Genomic DNA, 23,696 nt, shown 5'->3' with positions numbered 1-23,696 from the left:
CATGAGCGAGGAGCGACGTCTTCCCGGCGGGAACACGAATGGCGCGGTCCTGGTCGGTGACACGGTGCGCCGTGCCCCCGGTCCGTGGACGCCTGCCGTGCACGCGCTGCTCCGGCATCTGGAGGAGGCCGGCTTCGACGGGGCGCCGCGTGCGCGAGGGTTCGACGACCAGGGCCGGGAGGTCCTCTCGTACCTGCCTGGAGAGGTGGTCGGGACCGCGCGGCCGTGGCCCGCGTGGGTGCACGGTGACGACGCGCTCCGTCAGGTGGCCGGCTGGCTGCGTGACTTCCATACCGCGGTGGCGGACTTCGTCCCCCCACCGGACGCGGTCTGGCGCGAGGGAGGGACCTGGCGGCCCGGCCTGGTCGTCGGCCACAACGACGCGGCGCCGTACAACGCGGCGTGGGCCGGCGGGCGTCTCACCGGTTTCTTCGACTGGGACTTCGCCGGTCCGGTCACCCGCGAGTGGGACCTCGCCTTCGCCGCCTTCTCCTGGGTGCCGCTCCACGCCCGCCATGTCGTTGCCGCGGACGGGTTCACCGCGTTCGCCGACCGGCCCCGGCGGCTGCGGCTGTTCCTCGGTGAGTACGGCTGGGACGGCCCGGCCGACCGGTTCGTCGAGACCGTCCGTCAGCGGATCGGCGCCTCCGCCGACGGCATCCGGCGTCTCGCGGCGGCCGGCGACCCGGCGTACCGGAAGTTGGTCGCCCAGGGGGCCGACAGGTCATTGGACACGGCGGTCGAGGAACTGACCGGCTTCGGCACCGAGTGAGGCCGGCGCCCGCGGAGCGACTGGTCAGGAGCGGGGCCAGGGCCGTCCGGCGAGGCGTTCGATGTCGGTGGTGAAGCGTCGTTCGCCCTTCCCGGCCAGGCGGTGATTGTCGGGCGATGCCCGATGTGTAGGGTGCACAGCGTTTTGTCCGTTAACCCGAGGGAGAACCCACGTGGGAGGCTCCGCCCCCGCCGCTCGCTCCGGCGGCATCGTCAGCGTGATGGCGGTGGCCGGCATCGTCGCCTCGCTGATGCAGACCCTGGTGGTGCCGCTGATCGGCGAGCTGCCGAACCTGCTGCACACGAGCGCGTCGAACGCCTCATGGGTGATCACCGTCACGCTGCTCGCGGGAGCGGTGACGACCCCGGTCACCGGGCGGCTCGGCGACCTGTACGGCAAGCGCCGCATGATGCTTGCCTGCTCGGTGCCGTTGATCGCGGGGTCTGCCGTCTGCGCGATGGCCGGCTCCCTGACCCCGATGATCGTCGGGAGGGGCCTGCAGGGCATGGGCATGGGCATGATCCCGCTGGGCATCAGCGCTCTGCGCGACCTGCTGCCGCCCGAGCGGCTCGGACCCTCCATCGCGCTGCTGAGCTCGTCGATGGGGATCGGCGGCGCGCTCGGCCTGCCGGTCGCGGCGGCGGTCGCCGAGTATGCGAGCTGGCGGATGCTGTTCTGGGGCTCGGCGGTGCTGAGCGTGCTGGTCGCGGTGCTGATCTGGCTCCTGGTGCCGGCCGCGGCCGCGCGGACGTCCGGCAGGATCGACGTCGCCGGTGTGCTCGGCCTGGGCACCGGGCTGACGTGCCTGCTGCTGGGCGTCTCCAAGGGCGCCGACTGGGGCTGGGCGAGCGGCACCACACTCGGCCTGCTCGCCACCGCGCTGCTCGTGCTGCTGCTGTGGGGCTGGTGGGAGCTGCGCGTCAGCGCCCCGCTGGTCGATCTGCGCGTCACCGCGCGGCGGCAGGTGCTGCTGACCAACCTGGCCTCGATCGTGGTCGGGTTCTCGATGTACGCCCAGGCGCTGATCGTCATGCAGATCCTGCAGCTCCCCGCGGCCACCGGTTATGGCCTGGGTCAGTCGATGCTGGCGGCCGGCCTGTGGATGGCCCCGTCCGGGCTGGTGATGATGGCCGTGTCGCCGCTGGGCGCCCGCCTGTCGGCCGCCCGCGGTCCCAAGGTCACCCTGATCGCCGGCAGCCTGGTCATGGCGCTCGGGTACGGCTCGTCGACGGCCCTGCTGGGCTCCACCTGGGGCCTGCTGGTCGTCACCTGTGTGTGCAGCATGGGCGTCGGCCTCGCCTACGGGGCGATGCCCGCCCTGATCATGGGCGCGGTCCCCCGTTCCGAGACCGCCGCCGCCAACAGCTTCAACACACTGATGCGCTCCATCGGCACCACGGTCTGCGCCGCGGTGGTCGGCGTCGTCCTGTCACAGATGACCATCCGGCTGGGCGGGCACGTCCTGCCGTCGGAGGGCGGCTTCCGCGCCGGAATGCTGATCGGCTGCGCCGCCGCCCTCGTCGCCGCCGCCGTGACCACGGCGCTCCCCGCAAAACCGGCGGGCCGTACGGCCGGGCAGGACGTCCCCGCCGAGCCCGCCACCGTCACGAAGCCCTGACCCCTCACTGATCGGCCGCGCCGGGCGTCTCGCGGAAACGGCGCGTGGCCACGAGCGCGGCCAGGTCCGGCGCGAGGCGGAGCTCGGCCGCGTCCAGCCCCGGGTGGCCGAGCCAGTGCGTCCGCGCCTGGACGCCGCCGCCGCCGAACCGCGGCGGCCAGTGCCGGGCCGGGGTCAGGTCGTCGACGACCAGCGCGAAGCCCGCCTGCCGGGCCGCCCGCACCGCGCGCCCCACCAGCGGAGGCACCCCCGCGAGGCTGGCGTACGCCGCCTTACCGTCGATCGACATCTCCCAAGCCTGGTGACGCACCGGCCGGGCCCCGGCGGCATCGACTATGCTCGTCGTGTTCGCAGAATGAACCGACGTTCGCATAGCGAACAAGAAGGGAACGTCATGGGTTCGGCCTTCCTCTATGCCGCGGCGCGCACGCCGTTCGGCAGGTTCAACGGCGCTCTCTCGGGCGTCCGCCCGGACGACCTGGCGGCCACCGCGTTGCGCGGCGTCCTGGCAAAGCTCCCCCGGCTGGATCCGGCGGAGATCGGCGACGTGGTGTGGGGCAACGCCAACGGCGCGGGTGAGGACAACCGCAACGTGGGCCGGATGGCGGTGCTGCTGGCCGGGCTGCCGGTGACCGTGCCGGCCACCACGGTGAACCGGCTGTGCGGATCGAGCCTGGACGCCGCCATGATCGGCTCGCGGACCGTCGAGAGCGGCGACGCCGACATCGTCGTCATCGGTGGCGTGGAGTCGATGACCCGCGCGCCGTGGGTGCTCCCCAAGCCCTCCCGGGCCTTCCCCGCCGGGGACGTGACCGCGGTCTCCACCACGCTCGGCTGGCGGCTGGTGAACCCGCGCATGCCCAAGGAGTGGACGGTCTCACTCGGCGAGGCCAACGAGCAGCTCGGCGAGAGGTTCGGCGTCTCGCGCGAGCGGCAGGACGCCTTCGCCGCGCGATCCCACGTGCTGGCCGACGCGGCCTGGAACGACGGCTTCTACGACGACCTGGTGGTCCCGGTCGAGGGCGCCGACCTCACCCGCGACGAGGGCATCAGGCCCGGCACGACGCCGGAGATCCTCGCCGGGCTGAAGCCGGCCTTCCGCCCCGACGGCGCCATCACGGCCGGCAACGCCTCCCCGCTGAACGACGGCGCCTCCGCGGTCGTGCTCGGCTCGCAGGCCGCCGCGGACCGGATCGGCGCCGACCCGATCGCCCGCGTCGCCGGTCGCGCGGCCTGCGCGCTCGAACCCCAGATGTTCGGGTACGCGCCGGTCGAGGCGGCCAACCGGGCGCTGCGCCGGGCCGGCATCGGCTGGGACGACGTCGGCGCCGTCGAGCTGAACGAGGCGTTCGCCGTGCAGTCGCTCGTGTGCCTCGATGCGTGGAAGGTCGATCCCGCGATCGTCAACACCAGGGGCGGCGCCATCGCCATCGGCCACCCGCTGGGCGCCTCCGGCGGACGCATCCTCGGCACGCTCGCCCGCGTGCTGCGCGAACGGCGGCAGCGGTGGGGCGTGGCCGCGATCTGCATCGGCGTCGGCCAGGGCCTGGCCGTCGTGCTCGAGAACGTGAGCGCGTCATGACCGCCGTGTTCACCGACCCCGAAGAGGCGGTCGCGGGCATCGCGGACGGCTCCACCGTGCTGATCGGCGGCTTCGGGATGGCCGGCATGCCCGTACAGCTCATCGACGCGCTGATCCGGCAGGGCGCGACCGATCTGACCGTGGTCAGCAACAACGCGGGCAACGGCGACACCGGCCTGGCGGCGCTGCTCGCCGCCGGGCGGGTACGCAAGATGATCTGCTCGTTCCCGCGCCAGAGCGACTCGTGGGTCTTCGACGGCCTCTATCGTGCGGGGAAGATCGAGCTGGAGGTCGTCCCGCAGGGCACCCTCGCCGAGCGCATGCGCGCGGCCGGGGCCGGCATCGGCGCGTTCTACTGCCCGACCGCGGTCGGCACGCCGCTGGCCGAGGGCAAGGAGACGCGCACCATCGACGGCCGCGACTACGTGCTGGAATATCCGATCAAGGGTGATGTCGCCCTCATCGGCGCCCACGTCGGCGACCGGATGGGCAATCTCGTCTACCGCAAGACCGCGCGCAACTTCGGGCCCGTCATGGCCACCGCCGCGGCGCTGACGATCGCGCAGGTGCATCACGTCGTCGAGACCGGCGAACTGGACCCCGAGACCGTCGTCACCCCCTGCATCTACGTCGACCGCATCCTGGACCTGAGCGCGGCGGAGGGAAGCCTGTGAGCAGCACCGTGGAGCATCTCGACCGGGGCCCGCTCGGCCGCGACGAGCTCGCCGCCCTCGTCGCCCGGGACATCCCGCCCGGGTCCTTCGTGAACCTCGGCATCGGCCAGCCGACGACGGTCGCCGACCACCTCCCGGCCGGCTCGGGGGTCGTCCTGCACACCGAGAACGGCATGCTCGGCATGGGACCCGCCGCGCACGGCGACGAGATCGACCCCGACCTGATCAACGCCGGCAAGATCCCCGTCACCGAGCTGCCGGGCGCCTCCTACTTCCACCACGCCGACTCCTTCGCGATGATGCGCGGCGGCCACCTCGACGTGTGCGTGCTCGGCGCCTTCCAGGTCTCCGAACGCGGCGACCTGGCCAACTGGCACACCGGCGCCCCCGACGCCATCCCCGCCGTCGGCGGCGCGATGGACCTGGCCACCGGCGCCAAGCAGGTGTTCGTCATGATGACGCTGTTCACCAAGGACGGCACGCCCAAGCTCGTCCCCGAATGCACCTACCCCCTCACCGGGCTGGCCTGCGTGAGCCGCGTCTACACCGACCTCGCCGTCTTCCACATCGGCCCCGGAGGCGTCACCGTGGCCGAGACGTACGGCACCAGCGTGGCCGGCCTCGCCTCCCGCCTGGAGGTCGCCGTACGCCCCCTGGGCCAGCAGCCGTGATGGGACGAAAGGGACGATAGTCTCACCCCGTGAGTAAGCGAGCAGTCCTTGTCACCGGTGCCTCGCGCGGGATCGGACGGGCGATCGCGATGGCCTTCGCCGCCGCCGGCGACCGTGTCGCGATCCACCACCGCGGCTCCCCCGACCTGGCCGAACGGCTCCGGGCCGAGTTGCCGGGAGAGGGTCACGCCGTCGTCCAGGCCGACGTCGCCGATCCCGCCGACGCGCGGCGCATGGTCGAGGAGGCCGCGGACGCCCTCGGGACCATCGACGTCCTGGTCAACAACGCCGGCGTCTTCCTGCACCACCCGATCACGGAGACCTCCTACGAGGAGTGGCAGGCGGTGTGGCGCGAGACGCTGGCCGTCAACCTCGCCGGACCGGCCAACGTCATCTGGAACGCCGTACGGCACATGGGTCAGGGCGGCAGGATCGTCAACGTCTCGTCGCGCGGCGCCTTCCGCGGGGAGCCGAACAGTCCCGCCTACGGGGCCAGCAAGGCGGGACTGAACGCCCTCGGCCAGTCGCTCGCCATCGCCCTGGCGCCGCTCGGCATCGCCGTGGCGACGGTGGCGCCCGGCTTCGTCGAGACCGACATGACCAACGAGCATCTCAAGCCGCCGCGGGGCGACGAGATCCGCGCCCAGAGCCCGTTCGGGAGAGTGGCGCGGCCCAAGGAGATCGCGGCCGCCGTCCTCTATCTGGCGTCGCCGGACGCCGAGTGGGCCAGCGGCACGATCGTCGACCTGAACGGCGCCTCCTACCTGCGCAGCTGAGCCGCGATGCTCAGTTGGGCGTCCCGTATTTGACCAGGACCTTCTCCAGCCTGCTCACGACCGGTTGCCAGGTCGGGGGCAGGCTGTAGCGGGTCGCCCGGTGTCCCTTGTAGGCCAGCCGGTAGGCGATGAAGTCGGCCCCCGGCGGCTTGGCCTGCGAACGCCCGAGCCGCAGGTGCTTCAGCGAGCCGCGCAGGCCGCGCCATTCCGCCGCGGTCAGACACTTACGCACAGTGGGGCCGGTGCGGCGGCTCAGCACCGCGCAGCCGTCCGTGTAGACGGCCACCCGGTTGCGCAGCCCGGCGAATCCGCCCTCCTCCCGCAACTCCACGAGCAGCTTCCTGTGCGCCGTGGCCGCCTCGGCGGGAGCGGAGACGGCCAGCACGGACATGGCCGCCAGCGGCAGCAGTGCGATACGCGACATCCTCATGCCCTCTATGACGGATCACAACGCCCTTCGGCTCACCGAACGCGGGGCGCGTGTAGGGCGGCCGATGCCGGAACCGGTGGCGTCGAGGAGCACCGGAGGGCCGTGCAGCGCAAAGCGCGGATCACGCCGCAGGTCGCGGGCCTTCAACGCGACCTCGGCGCGGGGCTCAAGGGCCGGGGTTCTCGCGCTCGCGGGCGCCTCTGCGGTGCCGCCGGACGCGCCACACGACCAGAGCGGTCACGACGACCGCGGCGAGAACGGCCGCGACCACACCGCCGACGACCGACTGCACCTGCTTGTACGCCGCCCCGGCGAAGAAGCCCAAAAGGGTGTAACCGACTCCCCAGAACACCCCGCCCAGGACGTTGAACAGGAAGAACCGCCGGAAGCTCATGTGCGAGATCCCGGCCAGGGTCGGCATCAGGGCACGGAGGAACGCGGCGAACCGCGCGAGGAACACCGCCTGCGGCCCCCACCGGCGGATCAGCGCCCGAGCCCTGTCCACCCGGTCGCGACGGCGGCGCAGCACCCGTCCGTCGAGGACACCGGAGCCGAGGCGGCGGCCGATGAAGTAGCCCACGCTGTCGCCGGCTATCGCGGCGAGCGTCACCACGAGCGCCAGCCAAGACACCGACAGCCTGCCCTGCGCGGCGAGCACCCCACCCAGCACGGCGGCCGTCTCCCCCGGCACGACGAACCCCACGAACAGCGCGTCCTCGGCGAAGACCAGCACCGCCACGACCGCGTAGAGCACCGTGCCGGGCAGGCCCCAGAGCCAGTTGATGATCGAGTCCACGCGTCCTCCATGCGCCTCCCCATACGCCTCCCGTTGTCGTGTCCCCGGAGAAGGTGCGCTCACTCACAGCGCAGAGCACGGAACACGAAGCGAGATCAGGTCCTCGGTGGTGAGGCCCGCGCGGAGACACCGGGAGTTTGCGTGCAGACGGGCATCGGCACGACCGGTCTTCACGCTTGCCGGGGCATACGTGATGGGCGCCGTCCTTCCGATCCGGAGGGTGCACGGCGGCCGACCATCGATAAGAGGAGATGCCGGATGAGTGTCGACGAGCAGGTCCTGAGCTACCCGATCCCCAGCGACGCCGCGCTGGACCCGCCCGCGCAGTGGGCCGAGTTGCGTAACAAGTGCCCGGTGGCCCACGTCACGCTGCCCAGCGGCGACCGGGCGACGCTGCTGACCCGCTACGAGGACGTCAAGCAGGTGCTGGCCGACCCGCGCTTCACCCGTCAGCTCAACGCGCCCGACGCGGCCCGGATGTCCGCGGACGGCGGCGGGGTGTTCAGCAGCGAGCTGGCGACGATCATCCCCGACAGCGGCGAGGAGCACCAGCACTGGCGGCGCCTGGTCGGCAGGTGGTTCACCGCCAAGCGCATGAACGCCATGCGGCCCGCCATGATCCAGATCGCCGAGGATCTCGTCGACGACATGGTCAAGCGCGGCGCGCCGGGCGACCTGAAGGCGGGCCTCGGCTTCCCGCTGCCGGTCTACGTGATCTGCGACATGCTCGGCGTGCCGGCCGCCGACCGCGACCGGTTCTCCTACTGGTCCGACACGCTGCTCAACCTGACCCGCTATGGCAAGGCCGAGACAGACGCGGCCCAGGGCGAGTTCTTCCAGTACATGTCCGACCTTGTCGCCGCCAAGCGCGCCGCCCTCGGCGACGACCTGCTGAGCGAGCTGATCACGGCCGGCGGCCCGGAGGACGGCGGGCTGTCCGAGATCCAGATCCTCGTCACCGGCATGGCGCTGCTGGTCGCCGGGCACGAGACCACCGCCAACATGATCGGCAAGATGGTCGCCATGCTGCTGGCCGACCGCTCCCGGTGGGAGCGGCTGCTGGCCGATCCGTCGCTGATCCGCACCGCGGTGGAGGAGTCGCTGCGCTTCGACGCCGACTCCGGTGTCGGCATGCCCCGCTATCTCAACGCGGAGACCGAGGTCAGCGGCATGGTCCTGCCCCGCGGCACGACCGTGGTGTGCAGCATGGCCGCCGCGAACCGCGACGAGACCGCGTTCGGGAACGCCGGCGAGATGGACCTGACCCGCAGCCCGAACCCCCACCTGGCCTTCGGTTCCGGCGCGCACTCCTGCCTGGGGCAGGCGCTGGCCCGCACCGAGCTGCAGGTCGCCCTGGAGGTGCTGCTGCGCAGGCTGCCGACGCTGGAGCTGGCCGTGCCGGTGGAGGAGCTGGAACGCGTGGAGGGGCTGGCCGTCGGCGGCCTGCGCGAGGTCCCGGTCCGCTGGTGACCTCCGGCCCCGACACTCGACACGACACTCGATCGGCAAGGAGGACATGGACATGAAGGTCATCGTCGACGAGGCGGCGTGCTGCGGCGCCGGGCAGTGCGTGCTGATCGCCCCGGAGGTGTTCGACCAGCGCGACGAGGACGGCATCGTCGTCCTGCTGGAGCCCGAGCCCGCCGAGGACCGGCACACCGCGGTCCGCGAGGCCGCCGCCGTCTGCCCCGCCGGGGCCATTCACGTGGACGAGGACGCCTGATCCCCCGCGTACGTCACGAGTGAGCGGGGAGCGTGCCCGGATGTCCGGGAGACGGGCACGCTCCCCTGCGGTGGCCGGCCGGGGAGTCCGCACGCCGTCTGCGCACGAACCGCACTTCAGACTTGTTACCGGCCAGTAGGCACGTATGACGCCCGCCACAAGGCCCAAAATGCATGCAACACGGATGCGGAGGACATGGTGGCGGGCAGGATCACCCCGGCGGCGGGCCGGTACGGCGGGAGGTCGGCGGCCGAACGGCAGGCAGAACGCCGCGGGCGTTTCTTGAAGGCGGGCCTGGACCTGTTCGGCGCCGGCCCCGGCTACCGCGCCACCAGGATCGCCGACGTGTGCCGCGCCGCGGGCCTGTCCAGCCGCCAGTTCTACGAGGAGTTCCGCAGCCTGGAGGACCTGCTGGCCGAGCTGCACCTGTACATCAACGACGTCGCGCAGCGGGCCGTCCTCGACGCCCTCCCCCTGGTCCGGCACCTGGAGCCCATCGACCGCTGCACCCGGCTGTTCCGCGCGTACGCCACGGGCGCCACCGCCGACCCCCGTCACACCCGCATCGCCTTCGTGGAGGTCATCGGGGTCGGCCCCCGGCTCGATCGTCAGCGCCTGGACCGCCGCGCCCGCTGGATCGACTTCATCTACGAGCAGCTCGACGACGCCGCCGCCCGCGGCGAGATCCCCCGGCGCGACTTCCGCATCACGGCCGCCGCGTTCGTCGGGGCGGTCAACGGGCTCATGCACGACTGGGCCGTCGGCTGGGTCGACGCCACCCGCGACCAGATCGTGGACGAGCTCCTGCTCATGCTTCTGGGCCGGCTCCAGGCCCCCGACGAGAAGGAGCACGCCTGAAAATCCGGTCTCGCGATAAGCGGTGGCGGCCACTCCCCCGTGGCGTGAGATCCTGCATCACCCGCCGCACCCCCCGGACGACCACGCGGCGGGAGGCTGAGGAGAGACCGGCATGAGCGACAGGACCGCGCTCGGCGACCGCATGAAGGCGTACGAGCGCGCCACCAGGAGTGTGCTGCCGCGCCGGGCGTACACGATCCTCCGGGTGGACGGCCGGGCGTTCCACACCTTCCTCCGCCATGCCCGGCGGCCGTTCGACCCCGCCGTCATGGACGCCATGAACGAGGTCGGCAGGGCGTTGTGCGCGGAGATCACCGGCAGCGCGTTCGCCTACGTGCAGTCCGACGAGTGCAGCGTCCTCGCGACCGACTTCGCCACCCCGTCCTCGCAGCCGTGGTTCGGCGGCGTGACGCAGAAGATCGTCAGCGTGGCCGCGAGCATCGCGACGATCGCGTTCGGCGAGGCGTACACCCGCGCCGGCGGCCGGCGCGCCATGTTCGACGCCCGCGCGTTCACCCTCGCCGACCCTTGCGAAGTCGCGAACTACTTCCTCTGGCGGCAGAGGGACTGCGTGCGTAACAGCATCACCATGGCCGCACAGGCGAAGTTCTCCCACCGGGAGCTCCACGGCAGATCGACGGCGCAGATGCAGGAGATGCTGTGGGCGGTCCACGGCGTCAACTGGAACGACTACGACCCCGGCGCGAAGCGGGGCCGCGTCGTCGTCCGGGAGACCGCGCAGCGCGAGGTCCGCTACCGGGACGGCCGGACGGGGAAGGCGCAGACGGTCCTCGCCGAGCGGTCGTGGTGGGAGGTGCAGGCGGCGCCCCACTTCACCGCGGACCCCGCCGCATGGCTCGCCGCCGTCATCCCCGTCATGCCGTCGCTGACCGCAGGGAGGACGTCGTGACGCGGTCTCATCCCCGGGCGCGTGGCGGCGCCGTGCTCGCGCGGACGACCAGCCGGGTGGGGACCAGCTCGGTGCCGGGCCGGGACGTGCCGCCCTCGCGGATCTGCCGCAGGACCCCGTGGACGCACCGCCGCCCCACCTCGGCGAAGTCCTGGTGGACGGTCGTCAGCGGGGGCACGAAGCAGGAGGCGTCGGGGATGTCGTCGAAGCCGACCACGCTGATGTCGTCGGGCACCGCCAGTCCCCGCTCGTGGAAGGCGCGCAGCAGGCCGAGGGCCATCTGGTCGTTGGAGGCGAACACCGCCGTACAGGCCGGCTCGGCGGCCAGCTCCAGCCCCGCGGCGTAGCCCGACTCCGCCGACCAGTCCCCGTGCAGCGGCGCAGGCGCGGCCCGTCCGGCCTCCTCCAGGGCCGCGCGCCACGCCTGCTCGCGGCGCTGGCTGGCGAACGACGTCTGGGGGCCGGTGACGTGCCAGACCGTCTCGTGCCCCAGGTCGAGGAGGTGGCGTACGGCGAGCCGGGCGCCTTCCGCCTGGTCGGTGTCGACGACGCTGTAGCGGTCTCCGGCGTCGGAGTCCACGACGACGACGTGGACTCCGGGAGGAAGCGTCACCGTGCCGGCGTCGAGCAGGTGGATCTCGATGATGACGATGACGGCGTCGACCGCCAGCTCGCCCATCCGGGTGAACGCGCCCAGCACGTTGTCCTGCGTGGGGATGCCGATGGGGATCAGCGTGATCGCGTAGCCCTCGGCCGCGGCGTGGGTGGCGATGGCCTCCACGGTGCGGCTGTTGCCGGTCGAGGCCAGCCCGAAGAGGATCACGCCGATCGTGTTGAACTGCCCGTAGCGCAGCGCCCGGGCGGCGCTGTTGGGGCGGTAGCCCAGCTCCCGCATCGCCGCGAGCACCTGTTCGCGGGTCGCGCCGACGACACCGGGATGGCCGTTGGCGACCCGCGAGACCGTCTGGGACGAGACGCCCGCGAGCTTGGCCACGTCGGCCATGGAGACCCGCTGCTTGCGGCGCCCGCCCGGGATGCCCGAGCCGCCCCGCTGCGCGCCGCCGACCGCCGCCGGCGCCTGCCGGGCCGGGACGTCCGGATTCATTCCTGTGTCGCTCCCGCCTGCTCGCCCTCGTCGCCGGAGATCGTACGCCGTGATCCACCCGGGTGTGACCTGGGGAGCCTCTTGACCTCTCGTGGGACGAGTGCCACCATACCGCAGCAGAAGTTTACGTAAACATAACCTCGGCGACTCGGGAAATCACCCTCCGTAACAACTGGGCCGTACTCGTTCGATCACGATGGTTACGTAAACACGCTCATGATGTTCACGTAAACAGGAGAGTCACGGTCGGTAACCACGCCGCGGAGAGGAGCGAGCCGGTGGTCTCGGAAGGGTATTCGAACGTCAGGGGAGGGTTGGCCGGCAGACGCCGGTCATGGATGGGCTGGCAGTTCGTCGGGCCGTTCATGGCGGTCTTCGCGCTGGTGTTCCTGGCTCCGATCGCCTACTCGATCTACCTGAGCCTGTTCCGCACGCGGCTGATCGGCGGGACGTCCTTCGTCGGGGCCGACAACTACCTCGGCGTCCTGCAGGACCCGCAGTTCTGGTCGGCGTTCGGGCGCGTCGCGCTCTTCCTGGTCGTCCAGGTGCCGATCATGCTGTTCCTCGCGCTGCTGGTCGCGCTCGCGATCGACAGCGGCAGGCTCTACGGCACGGCGTTCTTCCGGATCTCGGTGTTCCTGCCGTACGCGGTGCCCGCGGTCGTCGCCACGCTGATGTGGGGCTTCATGTACGGCACCAGGTTCGGCCTGATCGGCAACATCAACGAGGCGTTCGGGCTCTCACTGCCCGACCCGCTGTCGCCCGACCTGGTCCTCGCGTCCATCGGCAACATCGTGACCTGGGAGTTCGTGGGTTACAACATGCTGATCCTCTATTCGGCGCTCAAGGTGGTGAACCCCTCCCTGTACGAGGCCGCCGCGCTCGACGGGGCGGGCCAGCTCCGGATCATCTGGGCGATCAAACTGCCCGCCCTGCGCGGAGCGCTGGTGATCGCCACGATCTTCTCGATCATCGGCAGCTTCCAGCTGTTCAACGAGCCGAGCATCCTCAAGACGATCGCGCCGAACTCGGTCACCACCTACTTCACGCCGAACTTCTACGCCTACTCGCTGTCCTTCGCGGGCCAGCAGTTCAACTACTCGGCGACGGTCGCCATCGTCATGGGGATCATCACGATGATCGTCGCCTACATCGTCCAGCTGCGCGGCATGCGGAAGGCGGTCTGAGCCATGGCGACCTCCACTCCCACGGCCGGCCGGGCGTCCCGGCCTGCGGCCTCCTCCGGCCGGGGCCCTCTGGTCATCCGGCGGCGCCGGTCCTCGCAGGGCCGCCGCAGCGCGACGCTGACCGTGCTGACCGCGCTCATGCTCGTCTACACGCTGCTCCCCCTGCTGTGGCTGGTGATCAACGCCACCAAGACCCAGGAAGGGCTGCTGGGCTCCTTCGGCCTGTGGTTCAGCGGCGACTTCGCCCTGTTCGACAACATCGGCACGACCTTCACGTACAACGACGGGATCTTCGTCCGCTGGCTGCTCAACACGCTGCTGTACGTGGTCGCCGGGGCGGGCGGCGCGACCCTGCTGGCGACGCTGGCGGGCTACGGGCTGGCCAAGTTCGACTTCCCCGGCAAGAAGGCCGTGTTCGCCGTGGTCATCGGGGCGGTGGCGGTGCCCGGCACCGCGCTCGCCGTGCCCACGTTCCTGATGTTCGCGAAGATGGGCCTGACCGACACCCCGTGGTCGATCGTCATCCCGTCGCTGGTCTCGCCGTTCGGCCTCTATCTGATGTGGACCTTCGCGAACGACGCCGTGCCCAAGGAGATCCTGGAGTCGGCGCGGGTGGACGGCTCGGGCGAGTTCCGCACCTTCTTCCGCATCAGCCTGCCGCTGCTGGCGCCCGGGCTGGTCACGGTCCTGCTGTTCAACGTGGTCGCGACCTGGAACAACTACTTCCTGCCGCTGATCATGCTGAAGAACCCCGACTGGTATCCGCTCACGGTCGGCCTGAAGGAATGGAACCAGCAGGCCCTCACGGCGGGCGGCGAGGCCGTCTTCAACCTCGTGATCACCGGTTCGCTGCTCACCATCATCCCGCTGATCGCGGCGTTCCTGCTGCTGCAGCGCTACTGGCAGTCGGGCCTGGCCGCCGGAAGCGTCAAGGAATGACCGGCACCGCGCTCGCCCGGCACGACGGGCAGTGAACGGCACCCGCCCCATCGACGTCTGTCTCCCCGGATAACCCAGAAAGGCACAACCATGGCGATAACCCGCCGTCACGCCCTGCTGCTGGGCGCGGCCCTGACCGTGTCGCTCACCGCCGCCGCCTGCGGCTCCGGCGACGACGGCTCCTCCTCGGGCGCCGGCGCGGCCGCCCCCGCGGCGTCCGCGGCCGTCTCCGACGCCGACATCCAGAAGGCCCTCGACACCGGCGGCTCCATCACCGTCTGGGCGTGGGAGCCGACGCTCAAGCAGGTCGTCGCGGACTTCCAGGCCAAGTATCCGAAGGTCAAGGTCAACCTCGTCAACGCGGGAACCGGCAACGACCAGTACACCGCCCTCCAGAACGCGATCAAGGCCGGTTCGGGGGTCCCGGACGTCGCCCAGGTGGAGTACTACGCCCTGCCGCAGTTCGCCCTCGCCAAGTCGGTCACCGACCTCGCCACCCTGGGCGCGGGCAAGCTCGACGGCACCTTCACCCCCGGCCCGTGGAGCTCCGTCCACGTCGGCAACGGCATCTACGGCCTGCCCATGGACTCCGGCCCGATGGCGCTGTTCTACAACAAGGAGGTCTTCGACAAGTACGACCTCAAGGTGCCCACCACCTGGGACGAGTACCTGGCGGACGCCGAGAAGCTGCACCAGGCGAACCCGAAGGCGTACATCACCAACGACACCGGTGACGCGGGCTTCACCACCAGCATGATCTGGCAGGCGGGCGGCAAGCCGTACGCGGTCGACGGCACCACGGTCGGGATCGACTTCGCGGAGCCGGGCACGCAGAAGTTCACCGGCCTCTGGCAGAAGCTGATCGACGGCAAGCTGCTCGCGCCGACCAGCAGCTGGAGCGACGCCTGGTATCAGGGCCTGGGCGACGGCACCATCGCCACCCTCGTCATCGGCGCCTGGATGCCCGCCAACCTCGAGTCCGGCGTCAAGGCCGGGGCGGGCAAGTGGCGGGTCGCGCCCATGCCGCAGTGGGAGGCCGGCGGCAGGGCCACCTCCGAGAACGGCGGCAGCTCGCTCGCGATCCCCGAGGCCGGCGCCAACAAGAACCTCGCCTACGCCTTCCTCAAGTACGCGAACGTCGACGAAGGGGTGCAGACCCGGGTGGACGGCGGCGCCTTCCCCGCCACCACCGCCCAGCTGCAGGACCAGAAGTTCCAGGACAAGGAGTTCCCCTACTTCGGCGGCCAGAAGGTCAACCAGGTGCTCGCCGAGTCCGCCTCGCAGGTCGTCAGCGGCTGGTCCTACCTGCCCTTCCAGGTCTACGCCAACAGCATCTTCAACGACACGGTCGGCAAGGCGTACACCTCCTCCACCACGCTGCAGGACGGCCTGAAGGCCTGGCAGGACGCCTCGCTGAAGTACGGCGAGGAGCAGGGCTTCACCGTCAAGTAGCGGTCGCCGAGGTCCCCCGGACCGTCGCCGCCGCCGTTCCGCGGGGGCGCGGCGGCGGCGACGGTCCGGGGCGGGCCCGCTCCCCCGCGCGCTCACAGCACTGGCCGTCGTCTCCGCCCGGGTATTCGCCGGTGCGACGCCGGCCCAGTCCGGCCTGTGCCTGGACGTCGGCCAGGCCCGCACCGCGAACGGCACCCCGGTCTTCCTGCGGACCTGTGACGGCGGCGGCGCCAACAACCACGTAACCATCATTCGAAGGAGTCGCTGTGAACGCTGACCGACACCGTTGGGTGCGCTGGCCATCCGAGCCCGGACGGGCCCGCCTGGGGTTCGGGGCCGACTACAACCCCGAGCAGTGGCCCCGGGAGGTCTGGGACGAGGACATGCGCGCGATGCGGGCGGCCGGGGTGAACATCGTCTCCTTGGCGATCTTCTCGTGGGCGCGGATCCAGCCGGACGAGGACGTCTGGGACTTCGACTGGCTCGACGACGCGATGGACCTGCTGCACGCCCACGGCATCGCCGTCGACCTGGCCACGGCGACGGCCTCGCCGCCGCCGTGGCTGACGGCCGGGCACCCCGAGATCCTGCCCGTGGACCGGCACGGCCGCACGCTGTGGCCGGGGGCGCGGCAGCACTGGCGGCCGACCTCGCCGGTCTTCCGGGAGCACGCGCTGCGGCTGACCCGCGCCCTCGCGGAGCGCTACGGCGGTCACCCCGCCCTCGCCGCCTGGCACGTCTCCAACGAGCTCGGCTGCCACAACGTCTACGACTTCTCCGACGACGCCGCGGCCGCCTTCCGTGCCTGGCTGCGGGCACGGTACGGCACGCTCGACGAGCTGAACCGCGCCTGGGCGACCTCGTTCTGGTCCCAGCGCTACAGCGACTGGACGCAGATCCTGCCGCCGCGCCTGGCGGCCTCCTACCCCAACCCCACCCAGCAGCTCGACTTCGCGCGGTTCTCCTCCGACGCGCTGAAGGACCACCTGCGCGCGGAGCGGGACGTCCTGCGCGAGCTGACCCCGGACGTCCCCGTGACCACGAACTTCATGGTCATGGGCGAGACCAAGGGCATGGACTACGCCGACTGGGCCCGCGAGGTCGACTTCGTCTCCAACGACCACTACCTGCTGACCGGCCCCCAGGCGCAGGACGAGCTGTCCTTCTCGGCCAACCTCACCGGCTCGCTCGCCGGCGGCCGGCCGTGGTTCCTGATGGAGCACTCCACCAGCGCGGTCAACTGGCAGCCGGTCAACCTGGCGAAGCGGGCCGGCGGCATGGCCCGTGACTCGCTCACCCACGTCGGCTACGGCGCCGACGCGGTCTGCTTCTTCCAGTGGCGGCAGTCGGCGGGCGGGGCCGAGAAGTACCACTCGGCGATGGTGCCCCACGCCGGCACCGACAGCGAGGTGTTCCGTTCGGTCGCCGGCCTGGGCGCCACGCTGGCCGCCCTCGCGCCGGTCGCGGGCACCCGGCGGCGGCGCGCCCCCGTGGCGATCGCCTTCGACTGGGACTCGTGGTGGGCCAGCGAGCTGGACTCCCACCCCACCTCGCTGCTGCGCTACCGCCAGGAGGCCCTCGACTGGTACACCGCGTTCCTCGACGCGGGCGTCCGCGCGGACGTGGCCGGCGTGGACGACGACCTCAGCGGCTATCGGCTGCTCGTGGCCCCGATCCTGCACGTCGTGCCCGCCGCCCTGGCCCGGCGGCTTGAGGGCTACGTCGCCTCCGGCGGGCACCTCGTCACCACCTACTTCTCCGGCATCGTCGACCAGGACGACCACGTGTGGCTCGGCGGCTACCCCGGCGCGCTGCGCGACCTGCTCGGCATCCGGATCGAGGAGTTCGGCCCCCTGCTGGACGGCGAGTCCGTCGAGCTCGACCTCGGCGTGTCCGGCACGCTGTGGACCGACCGGATCGACGTCACCGACCCGGCGGCCGAGGTCGTGGCGACGTACAAGACCGGCGACCACGCGGGCCGCCCCGCCGTCACGACGCGCCGTACGGGAGCGGGCTCTGCGTCGTACGTCTCCACTCGCCTCGGCCCGGAGGGCCTGGGGGTCGTCCTTCCCCACCTGCTGGACGTCGCGGGGGTCTCCTCGGAGCTGCCGCCCGAGGCGCGCGGGCTCGTGGACGTCGCCGTCCGCACCGACGGGACGGACGACTACTGGTTCGTGATCAACCGCACCGACCGGCACGTCGACGTGTCCGCGATCCCCGGCGACCCTCTGCACGGCCCCGCCCTGGCCCAGGACACGACCCTGGCCCCCCGGCAGGTCCGCGTCCTGCGCCGGCCCCGCGCATAGCGGGGATCCTCACCGGCCCCCGGCGAGGCGGCTCGCCGGGCGTCACGATCAGCGGGGCGCGTCCGTGACGACGACGTACACGCCGCGGACCTCGGTCTCGTCGGGCAGCCGCCAGCCGGCCGTGACGTGCCCCCGGGTCCCCTCGGCGTCCGCTTCGCCGGGCCGCATGACGCGGGTGAAGCGCAAGGTCAGCCGCCCGCCCCCGTCGCCGTCCACGACGACGTCGGTGGCGTGCGGTCCGTCGGCCACGGCGGTCAGGCGGATCGGGCCCGGCACCGGAGCTCCCGTGAGGCTCGCGGCGACCGAGGGGTCGGGGGTGTCGCTCACGCTCTGGTGCTGCGGCTCGGCGTCACCGTGGAGCAGGGCGTGGAGTTGCGCGACGAGGACCGGGTCGTGCGTGCCGTCGTAGACCCACCGCGGTCCCAGGACGCCGTGCTCCGCCGTACCGATGAGGGCGTGGGCGGCGTCCTCCAGCGGCGCCCCTCGATAGGTGAGCGGCACGTGATAGGAGAACGGCCGGTCGCCGGACACGTCGGTGACCACCATGAAGTCGATGCCGACCTCGCCCTGCGGGTCGTCGAGGCGGAAGCCTCCGCCCTTCAGCAGCTCCGGCCGTCCCTCGCCTTCATACCAGGGCCGGGTGGGAAGCCAGGACGTGAGCAGCTCCAGCTTGGTGGGTGTCAAGGTGGTGCGATGGACGACAGCCATAGCGCGAAGCCCCTTCGTCGGCGTCCTGTCTCGTGCGCTCCGGCGCCACGGCCGGGGCCGATCATCGTCTCACACGCCCCTCGGCGGCCTTTCACGTGCTCCCCGAGCAGTACGGCCGGCCCCGGGACGCGCGTCCGCGCCGGGGCGGGGCCGGACGACCCACGCCCCGGCGGCCCTCGAAGGGTTGCTAGCCGGCGAAGTCCGCGACGTGGTCGCGGACCCAGGTGGCGAAGGTGCGGGGAGCGTGGCCGGTGACCTGTTCGACGGTGTCGGTCAGGAGCACGGGACGGCCGTCGTTGGCCTGCCAGTAATCCAGCAGGGCGTCCGCGTAGGGGCCGGGGATATAGTCGGCCATCTCCTGCTTCCATTCCTCCCGGGTGACGTGGCCGACAGTGACGGGCCGGCCGGTGATCTCGGTGAGTCGCTCGATCTGTTCGGTGAACGTGAGGCTCTCCGGGCCGGTCAGATGGAGATGCCGGCCCTGGTGGCGTGGCTCGGTGAGCACGGTGAAGGCCACTTCGGCGAGGTCCCGTTCGTGAATGGGGTCGGTGTGGGAGCCCGGATAGGGCAGGCTCACCGGGCGTCCGGCCCTGATGGGCCAGGCCCAGGCGCCCGCGTTGCCGGCGAAGGAGCCGGGGCGCAGGATCGTGGTGGTGAGCGGCGCCGCGAGCAGTGCGGTCTCGACGTCGAGATGCGACGCCGCCAGCGGATCGCCGGCCGCGCCGGGCTCCAGCACGCCGGAGGACGACAGCAGGACGACGTGCTCGACCCCCGCGGTGACGGCGGCGTCGGCGAACTCGGCGATGTGCGAGGGCTCGGCGTACAGGAAGACCTCGGTGACGCCGTCGAGTGCGGCCGGGAAGGTCGCGGGAGCGCGGAGATCGCAGGTGACGGCCGTGACGCCGTCGGGGACCCGCAGCCGTCCGGGGTCGCTGGAGGCCACGCGCACGGGGCGACCGGCCTCGACCAGCAGGGTCAGCAGATGGGTGGCGACCGCGCCGCGGCCTCCGGTGACGAGAATCATGGAAATACTCCGGTGATCGGTACGGTTTCGACTGCGGCCGCCTTCCGCAAGCGGGGAAGGCGCAGTGGGCCTGCGGTCATGCCGGTCGTCGCCACCGAGGGCGGGATGGCCCTCGGCCTCGCCGCGAGCATCGACCGGACCGATCTCCAGGCGGCCGCCGACGGTCACGAGGTCCGATGCACGTGAGGACAAGGGCACGGGCATGGCAGGGCACACTCTCCGCTGAGAGATCCAGACAGCCTGTGCTGAGGCTGTCGTGCCGGCCGGATGTCCCGGCACGCTCGTGTACGAGCGCCGCACCTTACGATCAAGAAATTAGCACGAATCGCCGCATGCTCAGTCCGCGCGTGCGCCGACGGTGACGTCTCCGGCGGCCCAATGGGTGGCCGGGACCTCGCGCGGCGGCCGGCGCCGGAGCCCGGACCCGATCGCCCGGGACGGCGCCTGCGGCGGTCCCAGGCGAGGGCTCCGGGGTGCCGGCGGGGGCTCCGCGGTGAGCCAGCCCGCCCAGACCGTGCTCAAGGCCGCGTACGAGCCGGCCAGAGCGGGAGGACGAGCCGGCGACGCGTCTCAGTCGCCGTCGCGGACCCTGTCGTACAGCAGGCACAGCGCCCCGCTCGCGGCCTGCGTGACGGAGACGGGCCGCCAGCCGGTGGCGGGAAGGCCGTCGGCGAACAGGCGGGGCCCGTCGCCGACCAGCTCGGGCGCGAGCGTGATGCTCAGCCGGTCGAGCTCTCCGGCCCGCAGCAGGGCCTGGATGACGCTGGTGCTGGCCAGCACGACGATGTCGCCGCCGTCCTGCTGCCGCAGCTCCTTGACGACCTCGGTGGGACCGGCGGCGGCGATGCGGGAGTTCTGCCACGGCGCCTCGGTGAGCGTGGTGGAGAAAACGACCTTCTCGACGGTGTTCAGCCACCGGGAGAAGGCCCGGTCGCGGGGATCGGCCGACTCGTCCTCGGCCACGGCGGGCCAGAAACCGCCGAAGCCCTGGTAGTTCTTGCGGCCCAGCAGCGCGGTGGTGGCCCCGGAGGTCACCTTCACCATGTGGTCGCGGGCCGCGTCGCTGACGGCGTGGGGGACGATCCAGCCCATGTCGTATTCGCCGCCGGGGCCGTGGATCCGGCCGTCGAGAGAGAGGGTGATGTTGGCGATTACGGTGCGGTTCGTTGTCATGAGGCGAGTCTTGCCGGGGCGGCAGTGGCTAACATCGGCCAGATGGCCGATATGCCAGACGCGAACCTGGCCGACGACGGCGCTCCGCCGCCGGAGCTGACCTCGTTCGTCGGCCGCCGGGCCGAGCTGCACATGATCGGGGCGGCGCTGGGCGAGGCCCGGCTGGTCACCCTGACCGGCGCGGGAGGCTGCGGCAAGACCCGGCTGGCGGCCCGGCTCGCCAGGCGGCCGGTGCGCCCGCCGCGCGACGGCGTGTGGTGGGCGGACCTCGCGCAGGAGACCGACCCGGCGGCGGTGCCGCGCCTCGTCGCGACGGTCCTGCGGGTGCTCCTGGCCGGCGACTCGGACGAGACCGCCGCCCTGTCCAGGCAACTGCGCGAGCGCGAGCTGCTCCTGGTGCTGGACAACTGCGAGCACCTGCTGGACGGCGTCGCCGAGGTGGTGGCGGGCCTGCTGCGCCACTGCCCGCACGTCACCGTCCTGGCGACCAGCCGGGAGCCGCTCGGCCTGCCCGGCGAGCTGGTCTGGCGGGTCCCGCCCCTGGACGCCAACGACGCGGTCACCCTCTTCCTCGACCGGGCGCACGACGTGCCGCGCACCGAGGAGGCCCTGACCGCCGTGCGCGACATCTGCGCCCGCCTGGACGGCATCCCTCTCGCGCTTGAGCTGGCCGCCGCCTGGACCGGCACGCTGACGCCGCAGGAGATCCACGCCGAGCTGGACGACCGGTTCTCGATCCTGGTCAACGGCCACCAGGGAGCGCCGCCGCGGCACCGTACGCTGGCGGCGTCGATGGCCTGGAGCCACGACCTGCTTCAGGAGCGCGACCAGGTGCTGTTCCGGCGGCTGGGCGTGTTCGAGCCGGGCTTCAGCCTCGCCGCCGCCGAGGGCGTGCTGGACGGCCATGGCCGGGTGGAGGTGCTCACGGGCCTGCGCCGGCTCATCGACAAGTCGCTGCTGCTGGCCGAGACCCGCGTGGGCGTCACCCGCTATCGGATGCTGTCCTCGGTCAGGCGGTACGCGTGGGAGCGGCTCGCAGAGGCGGGCGAGCTCGACGCCGTACGCGACCGGCACCTGACGGTCTGCCTGGCCCTGGTGCGGGAGGCCGCCCCGCTGCTGGACGGCGACAAGGACACCTGGCGGGCCCGGATGCGCGAGGAGTATCCCAACCTGCGCGCGGCGATCGAATGGGGCCTGTCCGGCGACCGTCTAGGCCAGGCTCGCCACCTGGCGGCCGAGCTGGCCTGGCTGTGGCATCTGGAAGGCCGGCTCGTGGAGGGCCTGGGGCTGCTCCGGCTGGCGGCCGAGCGGGGCGCCGGCGAGCACGGCGCGCTGCAGGCCCGCGTGCTCACCGGCCTGGCGCTCGTCGCCGACACCACCCACCCCGCCGGGCTGGAGTTCGACGCGGCCGACGCCGCCCGGGCCATGGCGCTCGACCACGGCGACCTGCGGACCGCCTGCCTGGCGGGGTCGCTCAGCGCCATCGGCATGCTGTTCACCTCCCCGGACGAGGCGCGGGTGCGGGCCGCCGCCGTACGCGAGGAGGCCGTCGCGGCCGGCGACGCCTTCGTGGGCGACGCCGCGCAGGTCCTCGTCGGCCTGGTCCACCACATGAGGGAGGAGCATCGCCAGGCGCTGGCGGCGATGGAGACGCCGGTCCGCGGCCTGCTGCGGCGCGGCGACCGCGGCGTGGCGGCGCTGGCGCTCGGCCTGATGGCCCTCGGCAGCGCCTATCTCGGCGAGCTGCACCGGGCCAGGACGCTGGCGGAGCAGGCGGTCGAGGTCGCCACCCCGCTCGCCGACTACCACCGTGCCGGTACTGCGCGCGCCGTCCTCGCCCGGGTGTGCCACCTGCAGGGGGACGACAAGGCCGCCGAGCTCGCTCTCGACCCGGTCATCCGGCTGGTGGACCAGGCGCCCTCGGCGCCCTTCGTGCCGGGGCTCGCGTTGACGATCGGGCGGCTCTGCCTGAGCAGGGGCGAAGCGGTGCGGGCGGCCGAATGGTTCAGGAGTGAGACGGCCTGGCGCGGCGGCGAGCAGCCCGACGAGCTGCTGACCCCGGAGACCCGCATCGCTCTGGCGGCGGCGCTGCGGCAGGCCGGCGACCCGGAGGGCGCGGCCCGTGCGTGCGCGGCCGGCCTCGACGCCGCCGAGGCCCTGGGGATGCCGCGCCTGATCGCCGACGCCCTGGAGCAGCAGGCGTTCCTCGACGAGTCGCGCGCCGTCGCGCTGCATCTGGAGGCCCTGCGCCTGCGCGCCGCCAGCGGCCTCCGCCTGGCCTGCGTGGACAGCCTGGAGGCCCTGGCGGCACCGGCCGGCGCCACCACCGGCGCCCGCATCATGGGCGCGTGCGACCGCGCCAGGGAGGAGCTCGGCTACCCCCGGCCGCACCGGCCGAGCGTCGCGTCCGATCCCGAGGGCCGCCGGATGGAGCTGGAGGAGGCCGTCGCCTTCACCCGCCGCGCGCACGGCGGACGCCGCCGTCCGGCCACGGGCTGGGCCAGCCTGACTCCCGCGGAGCAGGAGGTCGTACGGCTGGCCGTGGCGGGCCTGTCCAACCCCGAGATCGGCGGCCGGCTGTTCATGAGCCGCAGCACGGTCAAGACGCACCTGGCGCACGTGTACGCGAAGCTCGGCGTGGCCAACCGCACCGAACTGGCCGCGCTGCACCGCGAACACGACCGCTGAGACGCCGGACCACTGAGACGCCGGACCACTGAGACACCGGCCGGCGCGGGCCCGGCCCACGGCGACACGGAGACAACACAGCGATCCGGCAACGCGGCGACGCGGTCCCGGCCGGGGCCGCCGATCCTCCGTCACCCACCGTGAGTGCCCGCTCTCCGTGGCACGACATCCGCGGCGGAGGTCTGGCACGCCGACGCGCATCGTGTGCAGCACCGTGTCAATTTGTCTGACTTACTGCCCGAATATCACTTTCTTTTGCTTTGTGTCGAGAACATGAATCAACCTCCTTATTGGGCGAAAAGAT

The 23,696-nt window shown here is 72.1% G+C and carries 23 protein-coding genes; 16 read left to right on the top strand and 7 right to left on the bottom strand.

Annotation, left to right across the window (positions count from 1 at the left end; genetic code table 11):
* The first annotated feature begins 1 nt into the window (after nt 1).
* Together FLX08_RS18250 and FLX08_RS18245 are read left to right on the top strand one after the other, a co-directional pair.
* Nucleotides 2–772 carry a phosphotransferase gene (locus FLX08_RS18250; RefSeq protein ID WP_142620069.1) on the top strand — a complete coding sequence of 257 codons (771 nt, stop codon included), beginning with the start codon at nt 2–4 and terminating at the stop codon, nt 770–772.
* Nucleotides 773–944: 172 nt separating this feature from the next.
* Nucleotides 945–2,390, top strand: a complete 1,446-nt coding sequence (locus FLX08_RS18245) for an MFS transporter (protein WP_244312724.1) — start codon at nt 945–947, stop codon at nt 2,388–2,390.
* 4 nt (nt 2,391–2,394) lie between these two features.
* On the opposite strand, the gene FLX08_RS18240 is transcribed toward FLX08_RS18245, so the two are convergent.
* Nucleotides 2,395–2,679, bottom strand: coding sequence for a hypothetical protein (locus FLX08_RS18240; RefSeq protein WP_142620068.1), 285 nt, complete (start codon nt 2,677–2,679; stop codon nt 2,395–2,397).
* A gap of 105 nt (nt 2,680–2,784) precedes the next feature.
* Between FLX08_RS18240 and FLX08_RS18235 the strand changes: the two genes are divergently transcribed.
* Genes FLX08_RS18235 through FLX08_RS18220 form a run of 4 tightly spaced genes read left to right on the top strand, consistent with a single transcriptional unit; the run spans nt 2,785 to nt 6,093 of the window.
* Nucleotides 2,785–3,972, top strand: a complete 1,188-nt coding sequence (locus FLX08_RS18235) for a thiolase family protein (RefSeq protein ID WP_142620067.1) — start codon at nt 2,785–2,787, stop codon at nt 3,970–3,972.
* Nucleotides 3,969–4,646 carry a 3-oxoacid CoA-transferase subunit A gene (locus tag FLX08_RS18230; RefSeq protein WP_142620066.1) on the top strand — a complete coding sequence of 226 codons (678 nt, stop codon included), beginning with the start codon at nt 3,969–3,971 and terminating at the stop codon, nt 4,644–4,646. The genes FLX08_RS18235 and FLX08_RS18230 overlap by 4 nt, the downstream gene beginning before the upstream one ends.
* The gene (locus FLX08_RS18225; protein WP_280117114.1) at nt 4,643–5,317 is read left to right on the top strand and encodes a 3-oxoacid CoA-transferase subunit B; all 675 of its coding nucleotides are present in this window, start codon (nt 4,643–4,645) and stop codon (nt 5,315–5,317) included. The genes FLX08_RS18230 and FLX08_RS18225 overlap by 4 nt, the downstream gene beginning before the upstream one ends.
* 29 nt (nt 5,318–5,346) lie before the next feature.
* Nucleotides 5,347–6,093 carry an SDR family NAD(P)-dependent oxidoreductase gene (locus FLX08_RS18220; protein ID WP_142620064.1) on the top strand — a complete coding sequence of 249 codons (747 nt, stop codon included), beginning with the start codon at nt 5,347–5,349 and terminating at the stop codon, nt 6,091–6,093.
* Between the two features lie 10 nt (nt 6,094–6,103).
* Here the strand turns inward: FLX08_RS18220 and FLX08_RS18215 are convergent, their stop codons facing one another.
* Nucleotides 6,104–6,523, bottom strand: a complete 420-nt coding sequence (locus FLX08_RS18215; protein WP_142620063.1) for a hypothetical protein — start codon at nt 6,521–6,523, stop codon at nt 6,104–6,106.
* A 166-nt stretch (nt 6,524–6,689) separates the two neighbouring features.
* Complete coding sequence (locus FLX08_RS18210; RefSeq protein ID WP_142620062.1) at nt 6,690–7,319, bottom strand: DedA family protein; 630 nt, start codon at nt 7,317–7,319, stop codon at nt 6,690–6,692.
* 258 nt (nt 7,320–7,577) lie between these two features.
* On the opposite strand from FLX08_RS18210, the gene FLX08_RS18205 reads away from it, so the two are divergent.
* The 4 genes from FLX08_RS18205 (at nt 7,578) to FLX08_RS18190 (ending at nt 10,810) form a co-directional block, all read left to right on the top strand.
* Nucleotides 7,578–8,789 (top strand): cytochrome P450, encoded by a 1,212-nt coding sequence (locus tag FLX08_RS18205; protein WP_142620061.1) that lies wholly within the window; start codon nt 7,578–7,580, stop codon nt 8,787–8,789.
* A gap of 52 nt (nt 8,790–8,841) precedes the next feature.
* The gene (locus tag FLX08_RS18200) at nt 8,842–9,042 is read left to right on the top strand and encodes a ferredoxin (protein WP_142620082.1); all 201 of its coding nucleotides are present in this window, start codon (nt 8,842–8,844) and stop codon (nt 9,040–9,042) included.
* Between the two features lie 195 nt (nt 9,043–9,237).
* Entirely contained in the window at nt 9,238–9,900 is a 663-nt protein-coding gene (locus FLX08_RS18195; protein WP_142620060.1) for a TetR/AcrR family transcriptional regulator, read from the top strand.
* 112 nt (nt 9,901–10,012) lie between these two features.
* On the top strand, nt 10,013–10,810 hold the full coding sequence (locus FLX08_RS18190) for a tRNA(His) guanylyltransferase Thg1 family protein (RefSeq protein WP_142620059.1): 798 nt from the start codon (nt 10,013–10,015) through the stop codon (nt 10,808–10,810).
* A 7-nt stretch (nt 10,811–10,817) separates the two neighbouring features.
* On the opposite strand, the gene FLX08_RS18185 is transcribed toward FLX08_RS18190, so the two are convergent.
* Nucleotides 10,818–11,915: a LacI family DNA-binding transcriptional regulator gene (locus FLX08_RS18185; protein WP_208761520.1), complete on the bottom strand. Its 1,098-nt coding sequence runs from the start codon at nt 11,913–11,915 to the stop codon at nt 10,818–10,820.
* Between the two features lie 278 nt (nt 11,916–12,193).
* On the opposite strand from FLX08_RS18185, the gene FLX08_RS18180 reads away from it, so the two are divergent.
* The 4 genes from FLX08_RS18180 to FLX08_RS18160 all read left to right on the top strand — a co-directional run bounded on the left by FLX08_RS18180 (nt 12,194) and on the right by FLX08_RS18160 (nt 17,799).
* The gene (locus FLX08_RS18180) at nt 12,194–13,102 is read left to right on the top strand and encodes a carbohydrate ABC transporter permease (protein ID WP_244312723.1); all 909 of its coding nucleotides are present in this window, start codon (nt 12,194–12,196) and stop codon (nt 13,100–13,102) included.
* A 3-nt stretch (nt 13,103–13,105) separates the two neighbouring features.
* Nucleotides 13,106–14,041, top strand: a complete 936-nt coding sequence (locus FLX08_RS18175; RefSeq protein WP_142620058.1) for a carbohydrate ABC transporter permease — start codon at nt 13,106–13,108, stop codon at nt 14,039–14,041.
* A 90-nt stretch (nt 14,042–14,131) separates the two neighbouring features.
* On the top strand, nt 14,132–15,493 hold the full coding sequence (locus tag FLX08_RS18170; protein ID WP_142620057.1) for an ABC transporter substrate-binding protein: 1,362 nt from the start codon (nt 14,132–14,134) through the stop codon (nt 15,491–15,493).
* Between the two features lie 266 nt (nt 15,494–15,759).
* Nucleotides 15,760–17,799, top strand: a complete 2,040-nt coding sequence (locus FLX08_RS18160) for a beta-galactosidase (RefSeq protein ID WP_208761519.1) — start codon at nt 15,760–15,762, stop codon at nt 17,797–17,799.
* A gap of 48 nt (nt 17,800–17,847) precedes the next feature.
* Here the strand turns inward: FLX08_RS18160 and FLX08_RS18155 are convergent, their stop codons facing one another.
* The gene (locus FLX08_RS18155; protein ID WP_142620056.1) at nt 17,848–18,507 is read right to left on the bottom strand and encodes a maltokinase N-terminal cap-like domain-containing protein; all 660 of its coding nucleotides are present in this window, start codon (nt 18,505–18,507) and stop codon (nt 17,848–17,850) included.
* A 187-nt stretch (nt 18,508–18,694) separates the two neighbouring features.
* Nucleotides 18,695–19,531 carry an SDR family oxidoreductase gene (locus tag FLX08_RS18150; RefSeq protein WP_142620055.1) on the bottom strand — a complete coding sequence of 279 codons (837 nt, stop codon included), beginning with the start codon at nt 19,529–19,531 and terminating at the stop codon, nt 18,695–18,697.
* Between the two features lie 12 nt (nt 19,532–19,543).
* Between FLX08_RS18150 and FLX08_RS40695 the strand changes: the two genes are divergently transcribed.
* Nucleotides 19,544–19,717, top strand: a complete 174-nt coding sequence (locus FLX08_RS40695; protein WP_167530475.1) for a hypothetical protein — start codon at nt 19,544–19,546, stop codon at nt 19,715–19,717.
* 384 nt (nt 19,718–20,101) lie between these two features.
* Here FLX08_RS40695 and FLX08_RS18145 read toward each other — a convergent pair whose 3' ends face one another.
* The gene (locus FLX08_RS18145) at nt 20,102–20,704 is read right to left on the bottom strand and encodes a dihydrofolate reductase family protein (RefSeq protein WP_142620054.1); all 603 of its coding nucleotides are present in this window, start codon (nt 20,702–20,704) and stop codon (nt 20,102–20,104) included.
* Between the two features lie 42 nt (nt 20,705–20,746).
* Between FLX08_RS18145 and FLX08_RS18140 the strand changes: the two genes are divergently transcribed.
* Nucleotides 20,747–23,392 (top strand): helix-turn-helix transcriptional regulator, encoded by a 2,646-nt coding sequence (locus FLX08_RS18140; protein ID WP_142620053.1) that lies wholly within the window; start codon nt 20,747–20,749, stop codon nt 23,390–23,392.
* The last annotated feature ends 304 nt before the right edge of the window (nt 23,393–23,696 follow it).

Source organism: Microbispora hainanensis (assembly GCF_006874475.1).
Taxonomy (GTDB): domain Bacteria; phylum Actinomycetota; class Actinomycetes; order Streptosporangiales; family Streptosporangiaceae; genus Microbispora; species Microbispora hainanensis.
Note: the sequence above shows the minus strand (reverse complement) of the source record. Positions and strands in the feature narration are given on the sequence as shown.